The organism is Mesorhizobium sp. M8A.F.Ca.ET.208.01.1.1, from assembly GCF_004791315.1.
Classification (GTDB): Bacteria; Pseudomonadota; Alphaproteobacteria; order Rhizobiales; family Rhizobiaceae; genus Mesorhizobium.
Genome location: NZ_SRUT01000006.1, coordinates 122,471 through 141,190, shown reverse-complemented (window position 1 = coordinate 141,190; position 18,720 = coordinate 122,471). Strand labels below are relative to the sequence as shown.

16 protein-coding genes are annotated in these 18,720 nt (G+C 64.8%); 7 read left to right on the top strand and 9 right to left on the bottom strand.

Annotated features, from left to right (window positions below):
* Window positions 1-2 precede the first annotated feature (2 nt).
* Complete coding sequence (pncA, locus tag EN851_RS24670; protein WP_127871280.1) at window positions 3-617, bottom strand: bifunctional nicotinamidase/pyrazinamidase; 615 nt, start codon at window positions 615-617, stop codon at window positions 3-5.
* A gap of 332 nt (window positions 618-949) precedes the next feature.
* Between pncA and EN851_RS24665 the strand changes: the two genes are divergently transcribed.
* Genes EN851_RS24665 through EN851_RS24640 form a run of 6 tightly spaced genes read left to right on the top strand, consistent with a single transcriptional unit; the run spans window position 950 to window position 8,011 of the window.
* On the top strand, window positions 950-1,804 hold the full coding sequence (locus EN851_RS24665) for a xanthine dehydrogenase family protein subunit M (protein WP_135930165.1): 855 nt from the start codon (window positions 950-952) through the stop codon (window positions 1,802-1,804).
* A 2-nt stretch (window positions 1,805-1,806) separates the two neighbouring features.
* Window positions 1,807-4,554, top strand: a complete 2,748-nt coding sequence (locus EN851_RS24660) for a molybdopterin-dependent oxidoreductase (protein WP_189521936.1) — start codon at window positions 1,807-1,809, stop codon at window positions 4,552-4,554.
* On the top strand, window positions 4,551-6,092 hold the full coding sequence (locus tag EN851_RS24655; RefSeq protein WP_135930163.1) for a 6-hydroxynicotinate reductase: 1,542 nt from the start codon (window positions 4,551-4,553) through the stop codon (window positions 6,090-6,092). Before EN851_RS24660 ends, EN851_RS24655 begins: the two co-directional genes overlap by 4 nt.
* A complete protein-coding gene (locus EN851_RS24650; protein ID WP_135917073.1) occupies window positions 6,092-6,976 on the top strand; it encodes a UPF0280 family protein in 885 nt (294 codons plus the stop codon). The genes EN851_RS24655 and EN851_RS24650 overlap by 1 nt, the downstream gene beginning before the upstream one ends.
* The gene (locus tag EN851_RS24645; protein WP_135917072.1) at window positions 6,969-7,553 is read left to right on the top strand and encodes an amino acid synthesis family protein; all 585 of its coding nucleotides are present in this window, start codon (window positions 6,969-6,971) and stop codon (window positions 7,551-7,553) included. The genes EN851_RS24650 and EN851_RS24645 overlap by 8 nt, the downstream gene beginning before the upstream one ends.
* Window positions 7,550-8,011, top strand: coding sequence for a MarR family transcriptional regulator (locus tag EN851_RS24640; protein ID WP_135930162.1), 462 nt, complete (start codon window positions 7,550-7,552; stop codon window positions 8,009-8,011). Before EN851_RS24645 ends, EN851_RS24640 begins: the two co-directional genes overlap by 4 nt.
* 275 nt (window positions 8,012-8,286) lie before the next feature.
* Here the strand turns inward: EN851_RS24640 and EN851_RS24630 are convergent, their stop codons facing one another.
* From EN851_RS24630 to EN851_RS24620, 3 genes are read right to left on the bottom strand one after another with little or no spacing between them, the layout of a single operon-like run.
* Window positions 8,287-9,255 (bottom strand): substrate-binding domain-containing protein, encoded by a 969-nt coding sequence (locus EN851_RS24630; RefSeq protein ID WP_135930161.1) that lies wholly within the window; start codon window positions 9,253-9,255, stop codon window positions 8,287-8,289.
* Window positions 9,252-10,565: an ABC transporter permease gene (locus EN851_RS24625; protein WP_135930160.1), complete on the bottom strand. Its 1,314-nt coding sequence runs from the start codon at window positions 10,563-10,565 to the stop codon at window positions 9,252-9,254. The genes EN851_RS24630 and EN851_RS24625 overlap by 4 nt, the downstream gene beginning before the upstream one ends.
* On the bottom strand, window positions 10,562-12,148 hold the full coding sequence (locus tag EN851_RS24620; protein ID WP_135930159.1) for a sugar ABC transporter ATP-binding protein: 1,587 nt from the start codon (window positions 12,146-12,148) through the stop codon (window positions 10,562-10,564). Before EN851_RS24620 ends, EN851_RS24625 begins: the two co-directional genes overlap by 4 nt.
* A gap of 218 nt (window positions 12,149-12,366) precedes the next feature.
* On the opposite strand from EN851_RS24620, the gene EN851_RS24615 reads away from it, so the two are divergent.
* Entirely contained in the window at window positions 12,367-13,383 is a 1,017-nt protein-coding gene (locus tag EN851_RS24615; protein ID WP_135930158.1) for a LacI family DNA-binding transcriptional regulator, read from the top strand.
* A gap of 67 nt (window positions 13,384-13,450) precedes the next feature.
* On the opposite strand, the gene EN851_RS24610 is transcribed toward EN851_RS24615, so the two are convergent.
* The 5 genes from EN851_RS24610 to EN851_RS24590 form a co-directional block, all read right to left on the bottom strand.
* Window positions 13,451-14,245 (bottom strand): inositol monophosphatase family protein, encoded by a 795-nt coding sequence (locus EN851_RS24610; protein WP_135930157.1) that lies wholly within the window; start codon window positions 14,243-14,245, stop codon window positions 13,451-13,453.
* Between the two features lie 84 nt (window positions 14,246-14,329).
* Window positions 14,330-15,331: an LLM class flavin-dependent oxidoreductase gene (locus EN851_RS24605; RefSeq protein WP_135930156.1), complete on the bottom strand. Its 1,002-nt coding sequence runs from the start codon at window positions 15,329-15,331 to the stop codon at window positions 14,330-14,332.
* Window positions 15,328-16,161, bottom strand: a complete 834-nt coding sequence (locus EN851_RS24600) for an arylamine N-acetyltransferase (RefSeq protein ID WP_127278268.1) — start codon at window positions 16,159-16,161, stop codon at window positions 15,328-15,330. Before EN851_RS24600 ends, EN851_RS24605 begins: the two co-directional genes overlap by 4 nt.
* A gap of 70 nt (window positions 16,162-16,231) precedes the next feature.
* Entirely contained in the window at window positions 16,232-17,401 is a 1,170-nt protein-coding gene (locus EN851_RS24595; protein ID WP_127278269.1) for an AI-2E family transporter, read from the bottom strand.
* A gap of 184 nt (window positions 17,402-17,585) precedes the next feature.
* A complete protein-coding gene (locus tag EN851_RS24590) occupies window positions 17,586-18,677 on the bottom strand; it encodes an LLM class flavin-dependent oxidoreductase (RefSeq protein WP_135930155.1) in 1,092 nt (363 codons plus the stop codon).
* Window positions 18,678-18,720 lie beyond the last annotated feature (43 nt).

Genomic DNA, 18,720 nt, shown 5'->3' with positions numbered 1-18,720 from the left:
GGTCAGTCCGACGTGTGATCTTCGAGCGTCACGCCGGCGTCGCGCATTCTCGCCAGCATGGTCTCGAGCGATCCGTTGAGATCGATGCCACGGCAGGCATCGAGCCTGACGGTGGTCCTAAACCCCTGTTTGACCGCATCCAGCGCCGAGAAGGCGACGCAGAAATCGGTCGCCAGGCCGACCAGGATCAGCGTGTCGATGCCGCGTTCCCGGAGATAACCGGCGAGTCCGGTGGGCGTCGCGTGATCGTTCTCGAAGAAGGCGGAGTAACTGTCGATGGCGGGACGAAATCCCTTGCGGATGACGAGTTCGGCCTTGGTCCAGGCCAGCCCCGAGTGGAAATCCGAACCGAGACTGCCCTGGATGCAATGGTCCGGCCACAAGGTCTGCGCACCGTATGGCATTTCGATCGTCGAATAGGGCTGCGAACCCGGATGGCTGGAGGCAAAGCTGGAATGGCCGGCGGGGTGCCAGTCCTGCGTCAGCACGACATGGTCGGTTCGCCGGATCATGTCGTTGACCAGCGGCACGATCTCGTCGCCGCCGGCAACGGCCAGCGCGCCGCCCGGGCAAAAGTCGTTCTGCAGGTCGATGACAACGAGCGCTTCGTCGGCCATGGAGTTTCCTTCCTGTCAGGCTGCGGTCGGGCTCCGAATGAGGCGCCCGGCGAAAGAAGAAGCCGCTGGCGCGACCGGAGGGAGAAACTTGACCAGATGGCGGGCCGCGTCAACCTCCAGCGGAATAACAAATACGTGGCGATGCCAGCCACATGGACACCGGCGTAAACTCTGGCTTTGACAAATTCCGCCGTCTTGATATCATTTGCATACGAATGAATTTGCCGGATCGAAAACCGGCAGGATATTCCCAGGCGAAACGTCTTGGGAGGGCCGATCTCGGGGAAGGCCCCCATCTTGTTGGGAAGGCCCATCTTACTGGGAAGGAAAGCGTGATCCGTTACGCGAAACCCACCACGGTCGACGAGGCGCTCGCGCTGCTTGGCGGGGGCACCTGGCGCATTCTTGCCGGCGGCACGGATTTCTATCCGGTACAGGGAAGCAAGCCGTTTCGCGACAATGTCCTCGATATCAACGGACTGACAACGCTGCGCGGCATCGTCGAAACCGCCAGCCATTGGATCGTCGGCGCGCGCACGACCTGGACCGATGTCATCCGTCACCCCTTGCCGCCAGCCTTTGACGCCTTGAAACAGACGGCGCGGGAGGTCGGCTCGGCGCAGATCCAGAACGTCGCCTCGGTCGCCGGCAATCTCTGCAACGCTTCACCTGCCGCCGACGGCGTGCCGGGCCTGCTCGTGCTCGACGCCGAGGTAGAACTGCGCTCGGTGGCGGCGACACGCCATCTGCCCTTGTCGCAGTTCATCCTCGGCAACCGCCGTACCGCCTTGCAGCCTGGCGAGATGGTGACTGCCATCCGCGTGCCGAAACTCTCCGGCACATCGGCCTTCGTCAAGCTCGGCGCCCGGCGTTATCTCGTCATCTCCATCGCCATGGTGGCGGCGCGGCTGGTTGTCGAAAATGGCACTGTCGCGGATGCGGCGGTGGCCGTCGGCTCTTGTTCCGCCGTCGCCAGGCGGTTGCCCGGGGTCGAGACGGCGCTGCGCGGCCTTGCCGTGGACGCCGGGCTTGTCGCCGCGGTCCGGTCGGCGCCGATGACTGAGCTGTCGCCGATCGGCGATGTGCGCGGCAGCGCCGAATACAGGCTGGACGCGGTGCGCGAGATCGTTGCCCGCGCCGTGCTCGCGGCCACGCAGACGCCAGCAGGCGACAAGGTGGCCGCATGAGCATGGATCGCGCCGATATCGCCTTCGCGGTCAATGGCGCCGCTGTCTCGGTCAACGTGCCGCCGCTGCGCAGGCTGTCTTCGGTATTGCGCGATGAATTGCGGCTGACCGGCACCAAGGTCGGCTGCGATGCCGGCGACTGCGGCGCCTGCACGGTGCTGGTCGACGGCGATCCCGTCTGCGCCTGCCTGATGCCGGCGGCCTCGGCCGCTGGCACCGCGGTGACGACGGTCGAAGGACTGGCCAATGGCCGGCTGTCGGCGTTGCAAGCCTCGTTCCTGGCGCATGGCGCCGCGCAATGCGGCATCTGCACGCCGGCGCTGCTGGTCGCGGCAACCGCGCTGCTGGACACGAAACCCAGGCCGACCGAGACCGAGGTGCAGGATGCGCTGGGCGGCATCCTCTGCCGCTGCACCGGCTACCGGAAGATCATCGCGGCGGTGATGGAGGCTTCCCTCCAGACCGCGAGCCTGGATTTCCGTCTGCCTCGGTCCGGCCACGCCATTGGCGCGTCGCCGATCAGGCTCGACGGCGTGCCAAAGGTGACCGGGGCCGAGAAATTCGGCGGCGATTCCTTCCCGGCCGATGCGCTTGCGGTGCTGGTGGTCCGCTCGCCGCACTATCATGCAAAGTTCGATTTCGGCGACCTCGACGGCTGGGCCAAGGCGCATCCAGGCATCGCGGGCGTTTTCACGGCCGCCGACATCCCGGGAAAAAACTGTTTCGGCGTTATCGGCCCATTCGCCGACCAGCCGGCGCTGGCCGAAGGCTTTGCCCGGCTTCGCGGCGAGGCGGTCGCCCTGGTCGCCGGCGAGCGAGAGGCGATCCTCGATCTCGATCTGTCGGATCTCCCTATCCGCTGGACCGAACTGCCGCATGTTCTCCAGCCTCGTGACGCGCAGGCCGAGGGTGCTGCGCTGATCCACGGCAACCGGCCGGACAACCTGCTGACCAAGGGCTTTGTCGAACGCGGCGATCCCGAGGCGGCACTTGCCAATGCGGCCGTCACCGCGAGCGGCGCGATCGACACCTCCTATGTCGAGCACGCCTATATCGAACCGGAAGCCGGCTATGCATATGTCGACGGCGACACGCTTGTCGTCGTCGCCTGCACCCAGGCGCCTTACATGGACCGTGACGACACCGCGAAAGTGCTCGGCCTTGCCGTCAACAAGGTGCGCATCGTGCCGACCGCGACCGGTGGCGGCTTTGGCTCCAAGCTCGACGTTTCCTTGCAGCCTCTGATCGGCCTCGTCGCCATCAAGACGGGACGGCCCGCGGCCCTTGCCTACACCCGCAACGAATCGATGATGTCGACCACCAAGCGCCATCCGGCGCAGATGAAGGCCACCATCGGTGCCGCCTCCGACGGCTACGTCACCGGCATGGTCTTTACCGGCGATTTCAACACCGGCGCCTATGCCAGCTGGGGTCCGACGGTCGCCAACCGCGTGCCGGTGCATGCCTCCGGCCCTTATCTCACGCCCAACTATCGTGCCGAGGGCCGCGCCATCCACACCCATGGTCCGATTGCCGGCGCCTTCCGTGGCTTCGGCGTGCCGCAGGCGACGATCATGCAGGAGACGCTCTATGACGAGCTTGCGGGCAAGCTCGGCATGGATCGGCTAGACTTTCGCCTGAAGAACTGCCTTCGGAACGGCTCCGAAACGGTTACCGGGCAGCTTCTGGTGTCTGGCGTCGGCATCGCCGAATGCCTCGAAGCGCTGCGGCTGCACTGGGCGCGGGCGACGGCCGACGCGGATACGTTCAACAGCACCAGCATAGATAGAAAGCGCGGTGTCGGCGTCGCGTGCTGCTGGTATGGTTGCGGCAACACCTCGCTTCCCAATCCGTCGACCATCAGGGTAGGCATCGCGCCATCGGGCGACGTCATCCTGCACCAGGGCGCCGTCGATATCGGCCAGGGGTCCAACACCGTCATTACGCAGATCTGCGCCGACGCGCTCGGCCTGCCGCTGGAGAAATTCCAGCTGAAGAGCGCCGATACGGCAATCAGCCCAGACGCCGGCAAGACTTCGGCCTCGCGACAGACTTTCGTGACCGGCAAGGCGGCTGAAAAGGCTGGGCGGGCCCTTCGCGAAAAAATCCTGCGCTTTGCCAATGTCTCGGATAGGGCTTCCCTTAAATTGGATGGCGCGGTGATCGTCATCCGCGAAGGCGAGGCGACACGCCGCATCGACCTTGCCGCGCTCGATGCGAATGCCGACGGCTTCGTCTTCCGCGCCGAAGAGACATACGATCCGCCGACGCTGCCCCTCGATGCCAAGGGCCAGGGCAAACCCTATGCGGTCTATGGCTATGGCGCGCAGATTGCCGAACTTGAGGTCGACCTCAAACTCGGCACTGTCAGGCTGATCAAGATCACGGCGGCGCATGACGTCGGCAAGGCGATCAATCCGTTGCTGGTCGAGGGCCAGATCGAAGGCGGCATCGCGCAAGGCATCGGCATGGCGTTGATGGAAGAATATGTTCCCGGGCGCACCGAGAACCTGCACGACTATCTCATCCCGACCATTGGCGACGTGCCGCCGATCGAGACCATCCTTATCGAGGTGCCCGATCCCGAAGGGCCGTTCGGCGCCAAGGGCCTGGGCGAGCACGTGCTGATCCCGACGGCGCCGGCGATCCTCAACGCCATCCGCCACGCCACCGGCGTGCTGGTCACCAAGGTGCCGGCAACGCCAAGCCGCATCCTGGCGGCCATCCGCGAGAAGGAGGCACGCGCATGAGCGAGCTTGCCGAACGCTTCGAAACCCATGATCCCGGCGAGAAGCTGGTGGCGCAGAAGATCCGCTGCGATGCCTGTCCCGTCATGTGCTACATCGCCGACGGCCGCACCGGCGCTTGCGACCGCTATGGCAATGTCGCGGGCCGGATCGTGCGCATGGACCCGCTGACCATCCTCGACCATGCGGCCGAGACCGGCGCTGCCATGGTGCCCTTTGTCGCCGAGGGCGAGCAGTGGGACGGCGAACTCATCAACACCGGCCGCCGCTTCGTCACGGCAATCGGCGCCGGCACCACCTATCCCGACTACAAGCCTGCTCCCTTCATCGTCAGCCAGGAGGTCGAGGGCGTCGATCTCGTCACGGTGGTGACGGAAGGCATCTTCTCCTACTGCGGCGTCAAGGTGAAGATCGACACCGACCGTCATATCGGACCCGAAACGGCTGTCGTGCGGGCCGAGGGCGAGGCCATCGGCCATGTCACGACGGGCGAGTACGGTTCGCAGATGCTGTCGCTGGGCGGCGTGCATCATCTGACCGGCGGTTCCAAGGCGGAAGGCCGCGCCACCTGTGACGCCCTGCTCAATTTGTGCAACCGCAAACCGGTGGAACTCAGCATAGACGGCGGCGCCACGGTCATCGTCGAAGCCGGCAAACCCCCCGTCATCGACGGCAAGCAGGAACACCGCATGCGGGTCGGCTGCGGCTCGGCCACGATCGGCATGTTTGCCACGCAATGGCGCGGGCTGGTCGACGAGGTCGTGGTGGTCGACGATCACATCACCGGTGTCGTCTCCGAACACCAGGCCGGCAAGGTGCTGGGCTGGCAGGATACGGGCATCAAGATCGTTGGCCGCCGCTCGACACCGGGCCGCTATTTCAAAGTGTCCGAGCCAGGCCTCGGCTGGGGCGGCACCAGCATTTCAGATCCGCTGTCGATACTCGGCGAATGGAACGCCAAGAAGGGCGCGCGCCCGGGCCTGTCGCTGCTGATGGTTTCGACCACCGGCGAGCAGTTCGCCTATTACGAGCTCGATGACGACCTGAAGCCGGTCGAAAAACCGTTTCCGGAACGGCTGCGGAAATCGGTCAACCTGATCGAGGACAATTGCGAGCCGGCCTTGTGCACCGTGCTGTTCATCGGCGGCGCCGGCGGGTCGCTGCGCGCCGGCGTCACCGAAAACCCGGTCAATCTCACCCGTTCGGTGCAAGGCCTGACTACCTATGTCACCGTTGGCGGCGCCCCGGTCTATGTCTGGCCGGGCGGGGGCATCACGCTGATGGTCGATGTCACCAGGGTTCCGGAAGGCGCCTTCGGCTATGTGCCGACGCCGGCGCTGGTGGCGCCGATCGAGTTCACGCTGCGTCGCGACGACTATGTCAGGCTCGGCGGCTACGAGGCGGAGATCCGCAGCGTTGCGGACATCGTCGCCAAAGGTGGCGAGTATCTCAATCCCCGACACGGCACAGGCGCCGCAACCCAAAACCCATGGCCGCCGCTGGCGCAATTGCGCCGCGCGGGTTCGAACGGGGCGGGGTGATGGAAGATCCGCAAGCGCACTGGCTGCAGGACGGCAAGCGGCTGCATCTCAACCATGGGCCGATCGACCTGATCGTCGAGGCCTTTGGCGAGGCTGATGAGTGTCGCGCCGCCTACGTCCAGGCCGTCGCGCGCTTCCAGACGATCCTGATCGAGCTGGTCGAGGAGCTTCCCGAATTGCGGCTCCCGGCATTTTTCTTGGCGCCGCGAACCTTCACCGGCCCGACGGCGCGCCGCATGGAAGCAGCCGTCATGCCCCTGGCGGAATGCTTCATCACACCGATGGCCGCCGTTGCCGGATCGGTAGCCGACGAAATGCTTGCCGCGCTGCTAGCCGGACGCAAGCTCGATCGTGCCTATGTCAACAATGGCGGCGACAGCGCCCTCCACATCGGCAGAGGCCGCTCGATGGGATTGGCGGTCGCCGGCACCGGTAACGGCATGGCCGACCGGATCACGATCCGTGCGCAGGATGGCGTGGGTGGCGTTGCAACCAGCGGCTGGCGTGGCCGCTCCTTCTCGCTTGGCATTGCCGACGCCGTCACCGTGCTGGCGCGGACCGGCGCGGAGGCCGATGCGGCGGCAACGCTCATCGCCAACGCGGTGGACCTGCCCGGCAATCCCGCCATCAGGCGCGTTCCCGCACGCGACCTGTCGCCCGACAGCGATCTTGGCGCGCGGCTGGTGACGCAAGCCGTCGGCACGCTTGCACCTGATGAGGTGGCACGCGCCCTGGACAATGGCCTTGCCGTCGCCGAAGATTTTCGCCGGCGCGGCCTGATCGCCGCATCGGCGCTGTTTCTTGGCGGGGAAGCCCGCATCAGCGGCTCCGTTGCACTCGTCGCGCCCAACAAGCATGAACCGGAGGAAGTTGCCCATGCCTGAATTTCCGATCCGCAAGATCGCGGTGCTGAGCGAAGAAATCTTCCACGATGGCGGACCGGCCGCCGCGGTGCCGCGCCGGCGTGCCGCTGCCATGGCCGTGGTCAGGAACCCGTTCGCCGGGCGCTATGTCGAGGATCTGCAGAGCGCCATGGATGATCTGAAGCCGCTCGGCCTGCTGCTCGCCGACCGGCTGATCGCCGCCCTCGGCGGCGACGTCAAACAGATCGACGGCTACGGCAAGGGCGCCATCGTCGGCAGCGCGGGCGAGCTGGAACATGGCGCGCTGTGGCATGTGCCGGGCGGCTATGCGATGCGCGAGCGGCTGGGCGATGCCAAGGCGATCGTGCCGTCGGCCAAGAAGGTCGGCGCCTTCGGCTCAAAGCTCGACGTGCCGCTCGGCCATATCAACGCCGCCTATGTGCGCAGCCATTTCGACGCCATGGAAGTCGGCATCAGTGACGGCCCGCGTCCTGACGAGATCCTGTTCTGCCTCGCCATGACCTGCGGCCCGCGCGTCCATAATCGGATGGGTGGCCTCGCGGCGGATGACATAAAAGCCTGGGACGGGCTGCGGTGAGCGGCGAGGACAACCTGCTCAAGCTGGTCGAGGTCGAAGAGGCCGATGATCACGACTACCTCCTGCAGGAGCAGGTCGGCTTCATCCTGCGCAAGGCGCACCAGCGCCATGTTTCGATCTTCGCCTCCCGTATCGCCGATCTGACGCCTCCGCAATTCGCCGCACTCGCCAAGTTGCGCGACGTTGGCGAAACTTCGCAGAACCAGCTCGGCACATTGATCGCGATGGACGCGGCAACGGTGAAAGGCGTCATCGACCGGCTGAAGGCGCGTGGCCTGGTCGAGCTTTCCAGGCATGAGGTCGACAAAAGGCGGCTGCTGGTAAACCTGACGCCGGAGGGCAGGCACGCGATCGAGCGCCTGATCCCGCTGGCCCGCGAGATCACAAGGGAAACGCTGGCGCCGCTCTCGGCCAAGGAGATCGTCACCTTCATGAAGCTGCTAGCCAAGCTGGCGTAGATGCGGATCTTACCAGCCTGCAGAAGCTGGTCACCGAAACGATTGAGTTGAGTAGAATTGGTTGGTCTGCGCTGCCCCTCATTGTCCTGCCGGACATTTCTCCCCGTATAGGGACGGGGAGAAAGGCGCTGTCATCGACGGCTTCGCTAGTCGCCGGCGTTGCAGAAGGGCGCCGGCTTCACCACAGCTCCCTTCTCCCCGTCACTATACGGGGAGAAGGTGCCGGCAGGCGGATGAGGGGCTGCGCCAACCGAGGCCCCTCAAGCTCCACTATCTCACAGGCCGTTGTCTTTCAGCACCTGGGCGGCGTTTTCCTTGGTGATCTTCTGCGTCGGCAAGGTGATGGTCTTCTCGACCTTCTCGCCGTTCAGGAACTTGATCGCCTGGCGCAGGCCTTCCGCACCTGGGGTGACATAGGTGAAGGTCGCCGTCAGCTCGCCCTTGTTCACCATCTGCACGCCTTCGTTGGGCAGGCCGTCGATGCCGATGAACTTGATGTCCTTCTCGCGGCCAACATCCTTGGCCGCGAGATAGGCGCCGTAGGCCATCGGGTCGTTATGGCCGTAGACGAGATCGATCTTCTCGTTGGTCTTCAGCGCGTTGGCCATCAAATTGTAGGCCTGATCCTGTTTCCAGTCGCCCGACTGCTGGTCGAGCAGATATTTGATGCCCGGTTCCTTGTCGGTGAATTCATGGAAACCGTCATGGCGGTCATGCGCCGGCTGGGTACCCATGCCGCCCCAGATCTCGACGACATTGCCTGCCGCCTTGCCTTTGCCGCCGAGCAGTTCGACGGCATATTCGCCGGCCGCGCGGCCGATCAGCTTGTTGTCGCCGCCGACGAACTGGGTGAAGTCCTTGGTGTCGACATTGCGGTCGAGCACGAAGACCGGGATCTTGGCGTCGATCGCCTGCTGCACGACGCCGGTCAGGCCGGCCGATTCCTTCGGCGACACCAGGAGCGCGTCGACTTCCTGGCGGATCAGGTTCTCGACGTCGGCGACCTGCTTCTCGGTCTTGTCCTCGCCGTCGGTGATGATCAGCTCGACATTGGGATGCTTGGCGGCCTCGGCAATGATGTCCTTGTTGAACTGGGCGCGCCAGGGCTCGATGGTGGTCACCTGCGAGAAGCCGATCTTCCACTTCTTGTCCTGGGCGAAGGCATGTCCGGTGGAGAGCAGTGCCGTGGTGGTCAGCAGGGCCGCGCCGAATGCGGCAAGCTTCAGCATGTCACGTCGTTTCATTTCTTGTTTCCTCCGAGATTGAGAGACGGTGTCTCTTGCGACGGCCGTTTTGCGGCGGCCGTTTCCTTGTGCGCCGCTCCGGGCAGGCGCAGATAGGCCAGCAGATCGCCGGCATTGCGCTCCTGCACGAGCACGGTGCCGATGATGATCATCCCCTTCAGCACCAGCTGAAGGTTCGAATTGATGTTGTGGAGCTGCAATATGTTGGACAGCAGCCCGAAGATCAGCACGCCGCAGAAGGTGCCTATCAGGCTGCCGCGCCCGCCCATTAGGCTGGTGCCGCCGATGACCACGGCGGCGATGGCGTCGAGCTCCAGCCCGGCGCCGGCGTCCGGCTTGCCTTGCCGGTACTGCGCCACGTAGAGCACGGCGGCGATGCCGGCGAGCAGTCCTGATATGGCATAAGTGGCGATCTTGACGCGGCCGGCGGCGATGCCGGAAAGCCTGGCCGCCTCCTCATTGCCGCCGATGGCATAGACATAGCGGCCGAACGGCGTGAAGCGCAGCACCGCGCCGTAGATGACGATGGCGCCGAGGAAGAACAGGCCGGGCATCGGGATGACGCCGAATACCAGCGAGCGCAGCAGCTCGAAATCGGCGGTGGCGTTGGAACCGGTATAGACCGGCAACACGGCATTGTTCTGGCCGGCGGTGAGCCGGGCGATTCCGAGCGCCGTCACCATCATCGCCAGCGTGACGATGAAAGGCTGCAGCCGTCCGCCGACGATGATGAAACCGTTGATGGCGCCGAACAGCAGACCAACGCAAGGCGCCACCAGAAGCACGCCGAGAACGCCGAATTTGGGCTCGATCTGCGGCAGCAGGTACGAGAGCGAAAGGCAACACAGGACGATGCCGACGATTGCCGGCGTGACCAGGCCGCGAACGGTGTCCAGCCTCACGTCGCGGGCCACGGCATCAACGCCGGCGCGGGACTTTTCCACGTTGAGGAAGATGAAGCGCGTGACCACGAAGCCGAGACACAGCGCAACCAGGGCAACCGTCGGCACGCCCAGCACGACGCCCGGCGTCACGCCCGGAACCGTCAGCAGCATGGCGCACACCACCGAGCAGATGGCCATCAGCGAGCCGACGGAAAGGTCGATGCCGCCGGTGATGATCACCGCCGTCATGCCGGTGGCGATCAGCCCGGTGGTCGACACCTGGCGCAGCACGTCGAGGAGATTGCCGTAGGACAGAAAGATGTTGTTGCCCTTGGAACTCACTGGCGAGCCCAGCACGCCGATCAGGAAGATGGCGATCAGGCCCCAGTAGAGCTTGGTGCGGGACAGGAGTTTCAGTGCGGTCATGCGGCGGGTCTCGATAGGGTCCGGCGCGGTGCCGCGAGGCGCATGATGGCCTCCTCGCTCGCCGCTTCGCGGGAAAGGATGCCTGTCTGGCGGCCGTCGGCCATCACCAGGATGCGGTCGGAAAGATGCAGCAATTCCGGCAGCTCGGAACTGATGACGGCGATGGCCAGGCCATCGCCCGCCAGCCGGAAGATGAGGTCGTAGATCTCGCGCTTGGCGCCGACATCAATGCCGCGCGTCGGCTCGTCGAGCAACAGCACCCTCGGCCTGGTCGCCAGCCACTTGCCGATGACGACCTTCTGCTGGTTGCCGCCCGACAGCGTGCCGGCGGGCTGGTCGATATCCCGGCAGCGGATGCCGAGCGCCTTGACAGCCTGCCGCGCCAGCCCCTGTTCGCCGGCCAGCGAACGGATGCCGAAGCGGGCCAGCGCTCCGACCAGCGGCAGCGCCACATTGTCCGATATCGAGGCCTGTAGATGCAAGCCTTGCGTCTTGCGGTCCTCGGTGACCAGTGCGATGCCCAGCCGCCGCGCATCGCGCGGTGAGCGGATATCCACCGGCTGGCCGTCGAGCCGGATCTCGCCGCCGGCACGGCCATCGCTCGAGCCGAAGATCGCTTCCATGATCTCGGTGCGGCCGGAGCCCAGCAACCCGCCAATGCCGAGGATTTCTCCGGCGGCCAGATCGAAGCTGATGCCGCCGATCACCTGCCGCCAGCCCCGGCGGTCTGGCTTCGACAGCGACAGATCGCTGACCGAAAGTACGGTCCTGCCGCCGGGATCCCGCTCGTCCTGGGAGGATGCGAGCAGGTCCCGTCCGACCATCGCCGAAATGATGGCATTTTCGTCAAGCTCGGCCATCGGCCGCGTCAGCACATGGCGCCCGTCGCGGAACACGGTGACGCGGCCGGCCAGATGCATGACCTCGTCGATGCGGTGCGAGATGTAGACGATGGCGACACCGCTGTCGGCAAGCTGGCCGATGATGCGAAACAGCCGTTGGCATTCGGCCGGCGACAGTGCCGAGGTCGGCTCGTCCATGATCAGCATACGCGCCGACATCGACAGTGCCTTGGCGATCTCGACCAACTGCTGTTCGCCGACACGCAGCGCGCCGACGCGTGCGTCCGGATCGAGTTCGATGCCGAGCCGCTGCAGGAGGGCGCTTGCCGCGCGGCTGCTCGCCTTGCGGTGGACGATCAGACCGGCGATCAGCTTCTCGCGCCCGAGAAAGATGTTGTCGGCGACGCTGAGCTCCGGCACCAGGTTGAGCTCCTGGTGGATGATGGCGATGCCCGCGTCCTCGGCGTCGCGCACGCCGGCGAAGCTGACCGGCCTTCCGTCGATGCTGACCGTGCCTTCGTAGCCGGTATAGACGCCGGAGAGGATCTTCATCAGCGTCGACTTGCCGGCGCCGTTCTCACCCATCAAGGCATGCACTTCGCCGCGCCGCAATTCGAAGCCGACATCGACGAGGGCGGCGATGCCGCCAAAGCTCTTCGAAATATGCTCGGCGCTCAGAACGGTGTCCGAGCGATCCGATGTCGCATTGCGCGCCGAGGAAAGGGAATTGCTCTGTTCCATGACAATGGCGGCCTCCCTTCCGTCTTCGTCAGCTTCTCGAACGCTAATCTAAACGTTTCGATCCTGTCAAGCCGATATAGGGTGACGAAACTTTGATGCATTTCAATTCTTGCCTAAAATGACGGGATTCCGTAGGTATTGCTGGCAAGGGGTGACGAAACGTTTCGAAAATGACAGCGTCAGGGCCAAAAAAACAACGCAAATCCACCGCGCCCACCATGTTGCACGTGGCCGAAGCGGCGCGTGTCTCGGTCGCCACCGTGTCTGCGCTGATCAACGGCACCGCAACCGTGAGTCCGGAGCTCAGCGCCCGCATCGAGCATGCGATCCGCGATATCGGCTACAAGCGCAACGCCATCGCCCGCAGCCTGAAGATGGGTACGACGCGCACCATCGGCTTGACCGTTCCCCACATCACCAACCCGTTCTTCACCGCCGTCGTCTCGGTCATCCAGCAGGCCTTCGACCGCGCCGGCTATGCTGTCATGCTGTGCTGTACGGACGAGGATTTGAACACCCAGGACGACCAGATCAGGCTGCTGCTCGACCGCATGGTCGACGGCTTGATCGTGGCGCGCGTCGGTGACGGCGCGATCCTCGAGCGGATCGTCGCCGATGCCAACGTGCCGGTGGTGCTGATGGATCGCCTGTGCGAGGGGGTCGACACCGACGCCGTGGTTCTCGACAACCAGCGCGCGGTGTTCGACGCCATCAGCTATCTGATCGACCTCGGCCACCGCCGCATCGGCTACATCACCGGCACCTCGGATATTTCACCCATGCATGACCGCATGACCGGATATTGCGAGGCGCTCCAGGCCGCCGGCTTGCCGGTGGCCGAGGAACTGGTTCGCTCCGGCAATTTCCACGAGATCGACGGCTACAACGCAACCATGCAGCTGCTGTCGCTGCATGACCGGCCAAGCGCGATCTTCTCGGCCAACAACCCGATGGTGATCGGAACCATGAAGGCGATCCGCGACATCGGCTTGTCCTGTCCGGAGGACATTTCGGTCGCTTGCTTCGACGATTTTCCTTGGTCCGACGTGTTCCAGCCGCAGCTGACCACGGTGGCGCAGCCGGTGCAGGCCATCGGCGAGCAAGCGGCCAATCTGCTGCTCGACCGCCTCGCCGGCAACCGGGACGCGCCGCCGCGCAAGCTCGTGCTCAAGGGCCGCCTGATGATCCGCAATTCATGCCGGCCGCTGGGGGCGGTTCAGAGCGTCAGTGCCTAAAGCATGATGCCGAAAAATGTGAAGCGGTTTTCGGACGCCATCCTGCTTCCCGAGATTTGGAGCCTGATCAGGGCGTAAAGACACCGGAACACAGCGCCTGCAGCTTCGAAAACACGCCCTTGCCGCCCGTGATGACCTGCGTGCCGCTCTGCAGCACCGTCTTCGGGTCCGCCTTCAGAACGGTGCCGCCAGCCTCCTCGATCAACAGCATGCCGGCCACGCAGTCCCAGGCGTTCATGTGTTCTTCGACATAGCCGAGCAGCCGGCCCGAGGCGACATAGGCGAGCATCAGGGCGCCTGACGCGTTGCGGAAGAAGACGCCGCCTTCGGCGAGGATCTTCTTGATCAGCACGGCGATGTTTTCGGCCTCGGCCCGGTTTGAGAAGCCGGTGCCCACCGAGCCCTCTTCCAGGCCGGTCGCCGTACTCGCCTTCATCGGTCTGCCGTTGACGAAGGCGCCGCCGCCCAGCCTTCCGTGGAAGGTCTCGCCGGTCGATGGCTCGTGGATGACGCCGACGATCGTCTCCCCATCCCGGGCGCAAGCGATCACCACGCACCAAGCCGGAATGCCGCGCACGAAATTGGCGGTGCCGTCGATGGGGTCGATCACCCAGACATGGCCGGTAGAGCCGGCGACCGAGGCATGCTCCTCGCCGACGATGCCGTCCCGCGGATAGTCGGCGGCGATCGCCGCGCGGATGAACAGCTCGACCTCGCGGTCGGCTTGCGAGACCAGGTCCTGATGGCCCTTGCTCTCGATGGTCAGGCTGTCGAGATCGCGGAAATACCTCAGGCCGAGTTCGCCGGCGCGCCGCGCCAGATCGATGGCGAACCGCATGCGTGCTTCGAGATCATGTGTCACGGGAAAGCTCACTTGCTGCCGATGGATGCCTTGCACTTAGCAGAGCATTGTGACCGGCAAAAGCACCCGGCGAAGTACAAGACGTCAGGCCGCTTGCGACAGCGATTTGTGCGCCTCGGCCAGGATTTCGAAGGAACGCACGCGGGCGGCGTGATCGAATATCTGCGCGGTGACCATCAGCTCGTCGGCGCCGGTGCGGCGTACGAACGCATCGATGCCTTGGCGGACCGTTTCCGGCGAGCCGACGACGGCGCAGGACAGCGCCTGGCCGAGCATGGTCTTGGCCATCGGGTCGAGATCCCGGTCATAGCTCTCGACCGGCGGCGGCAATCTTCCGGACCTGCCGGTGCGCAGATTGACGAAGGCCTGCTGCAGCGAGGTGAACAGCAGACGTGCCTCGGCGTCGGTGGGCGCTGCAAAGACATTGAGGCCGAGCATGACATGTGGCTTGTCGAGCTGCTCGGACGCCTGGAAGCGCGAGCGGTAGATGTCCAGCGCGTGATCGAGTTCCGCCGGGGCGAAATGCGAGGCGAAGGCATAGGGCAGGCCGAGCATGGCGGCGAGCTGCGCGCCGTAGAGGCTCGACCCGAGAATCCAGATCGGCACCGTCTGCCCTTCGCCAGGCACGGCGCGCAGGCGCTGGCCCTCCTCGGCCGGCAGGAAATAACCCATCAGCTCGACGACATCCTGCGGGAAATTGTCGACGCCGGCCTCGAGATTGCGGCGTAGCGCCCGCGCCGTGTTCATGTCGGTGCCGGGAGCGCGGCCGAGGCCAAGGTCGATGCGGCCTGGAAACAAGGCCGCCAGCGTGCCGAACTGCTCGGCGATCACCAGCGGGGCATGGTTGGGCAGCATGATGCCGCCGGCGCCGACGCGAATGGTTTTGGTGCCGCCGGCAACATGGGCGATGACAACCGATGTGGCCGCACTGGCAATGCCTGGCATGTTGTGGTGCTCGGCCAGCCAGTAGCGCTTGTAGCCGAGCCGCTCGGCGTGGCGGGCGAGGTCGAGCGAATTGGCGAGCGATTGCGAGGCATCGCTGCCTTCGACGATCGGCGACAGGTCGAGGACGGAAAGTTCGGTCATGTACTGGTCTCCACGATCTTCTTCTCACGCACCCGAGCCTCGAAGGCCGTGCGGTCGGGAATGGTGATGCCGAGCTGGCCTTCCAGCGTGTCGGCGAGTTCAGTGGCTGTGGCGATCTGCTTCTGTTCGGTGTGGCCATCAATGTGATGGATCGACAGGCGATTGCCGCGCAGCGCGTAGCGCCGGTCGGGCGCGGCGCGCGCCGCCAGAACCGAGGTCAGGAAATGCGATGCCGGGTTGGTCGACAGGAAATAATTGGTGACGGAATAATCGACCTCATAGTGCGGCTGCAGATCGAAGCGATACAGCGAGCGCCAGCCGCCGCCGATGGCGGCCTGCAGGCGAAAGTGATCGCCGGTTTCAACGATGCGGAACGTTTCGTGCGGGGTCGTCTGTTCGAGGCCCGGCTCGAGCAGCAGCGGGGCGGTCAGCGTCAGGCCGCCGAAGCCGACATCGGCTATATAGGTCCGGCCATCGAGCTCGGCGCGCAAAAGCATGTGGCTACGCGCCGTGATCGCGTCCTCGCTCTGACCCCAGAGCACACGCGCGGCGAGGCCGCCGACCTCGAAGCCAAGCGCCTTCAGCGCGTGCATGAAAATGAGATTGTGCTCGAAGCAATAGCCGCCACGCCCGTCGAGGACCATCTTGTCCTGCAGCGATGCGGCGTCCAATCGGACCGGGCGCCCCAGAAACGGATCCATGTTCTCGAAGGGGATCGCCTGCGGATGCAGGAAATGAAGCGTCTTCAGCGTGTCGAGCGAAGCATCACTGGAACCGGCATGGCCGATCCGGGCGAAATAGGCGTCGAGGTCGAAGGGAGCGTCGTTCATCGGGAAGGGCACCGGGCACTGATCGGGCGGATATAGGCATTCGATCCCGCCGCCGCAAACGGTGCGCCTGTTATGCGGCGGCCGTGCCGTCCTGTTCGTCGGCGTCCTCCTCCACGACCGCCGTATGTTGGGCGGCGAGAAAATTGCCGACATGGCTAAGGCTCTCGAAATGGTCGCAGAACACCTTGACGACGACCAGCAGCGGCACAGCCATCAGCGCGCCGACGAAGCCCCACAGCCATGACCAGAATGCGATGGCGATGAAGATCGCCACGGCGTTGATCTCGAGCCGCCGCCCGACCACCATCGGCGTCACGAACTGGCCTTCGACGATGTCGCACAACACCAGGAAGGCAGGCGCCAACAACGCGTAGGCGATCGTGTCGAAGCTGATCAGCGCGATGACCGTGACCAGGACGAGCGTGATCATGGCCCCGACATAAGGCAGGAAATTGAGCAGAGCGGCCGCGGCGCCCCAGACCAGCGGATTGGGCATGCCAAGCGCCCACAGGCCGAGGCCGATGACCGTGCCGAGGCCGGTGTTGATGATTGTGACGGTGAGCAGATAGTGCGAGATTTCCCGCTCGACGTCGTAGACGACGCGCAGCGCCCGCTTCTTTTCGGTGAGGCTGGCGAAGGACTGAATGATCTTCTCGTAGAACATCGTGCCCGAGGCGAGCAGGAACAGCGACAAAACGAAGATGATGGTCAGGCTTGTTCCGGCCGACAGGATGTTGCTCGCCGCCGACGACAGGAAGCCGGACTGCGCCACCGCGACCTTCTGCACACCCGGTTCCTGCGATGTTTCGGTCAGCCCTTCGATCTGGTGCGCGATCTCCATGATCCTCTCGACCGGCCGCCGCAACTGCGCCAGCCGTTCGGTCAGTTGCTGGCCGATGGACGACGTGTTGTTGATGAGATCGATGACGGGGCCGCTGAGCACATAGCCGGCGCTCGCGAAGACGAAGATGGATACAAGCACCAGAAGCGTCGCCGAGACCACTTCGGGAATGCCGCGCTTGCGCAGCAGCCGCACGATCGGCGTCAGTGTCAGCGTCAGCAGAAAGGCCAGGATGACCGGCATGAAGAAGGCGCGCGCGAAATAGAGCGCATAGATGCTCATGAACAGGAAGATGCCGATGAGCAGCGAGCGCATCAGGCGTGTGTCGGCGCGCGTTGCCAAACGTGACTCCTCGGCCTCGGCAACGCCTGCGCCCAAAGCGGCGGGTTCGGCTTTCATCGTGGCCCCCTCGGCGGCGCACCACAACTGATGCAATCCGCAGACGAAAACGCCGGCACGGCTTCAAGGTTCCGTTAGCCGGCACTGCCGTGCGGGCCGCCGTCGAGGGATCGTGCCGCCAATTGCGCAACCGGAGACTCGGCTGCGAGTGCGCCATATTACATGCGATGCAAAGATTTACCCTTCAGACAATCGAGTCGGCGCCGGAGAAATCCAAGCCCGCAGGCGCCGCCACGGCCGGCACGGATTTCGCCGTTTCCTTGCGCACGATCGGCGCCACCTTGGTGCCATAAAGCTCGATCGCCTTCATGATCTTGGCGTGCGGCATGGTGCCGATCGCCATTTGCAGCAGGAAGCGGTCGTTGCCGAAAATCCTGTGCTGGGCGACGATCTTTTCCGCCACCTGCTCCGGATTGCCGACGAACAGCGCACCATCGGGACCACGCGACTGGTCGAAATGCGCGCGCGATGTCGGACCCCAGCCGCGCTCACGGCCGATGCGGTTCATCACCTCGGCTTGCGGGCCGTAGAAATCGTCCGCCGCCTGCTCGGTCGTGTCGGCGATGAAGCCATGCACGTTGATGCTGGTGGCCAAGCCTGCCGGATCGCTGCCAGCGCGCTTGGCTGCATCACGGTAGAGGTCGAACAGCGGCGCGAAGCGCGCCGGTTCGCCGCCGATGATGGCAAGCGCCAGCGGCAGGCCGAGCGCGCCCGCGCGGGCTGCCGATTGCGGCGTTCCGCCAATCGCGATCCAGACCGGCAGCCTGTCCTGGAAGGGTCTGGGATAGACGCCGCGATCGTTGATCGGCGCGCGCAGACTGCCCGACCAGGTCACCTTCACCTGATCGCGGATGGCAAGCAAAAGGTCGAGCTTTTCGGCGAACAGCTCGTCATAGTCTTCGAGGTTGTAGCCGAACAGCGGGAAGGATTCGATGAACGATCCGCGCCCGGCCATGATCTCGGCGCGGCCGCCTGACAGAAGGTCGAGCGTGGCGAATTGCTGGAAGACGCGTACCGGATCGTCGGAAGAGAGCACGGTGACAGCGCTGGTCAGTCTGATGCGCTTCGAACGCTCCGCCGCCGCGGCCAAAGCCACGACCGGCGCCGAGGCGGCATAGTCGGGCCGATGGTGTTCGCCGAGGCCAAAGACGTCGAGGCCAACCTGGTCGGCCAGTTCGACCTCCTCGACCAGGTTGCGCAGCCGCTCATGCGGGCCGATGGCGCCGGGACCCGGCACAGGGCTCACATCGGCAAAAGTGTAGAGGCCGAGTTCCATTTGAATGTCATCCCAGTGTGTTGATTGTCGCCCTAGAGGTAGC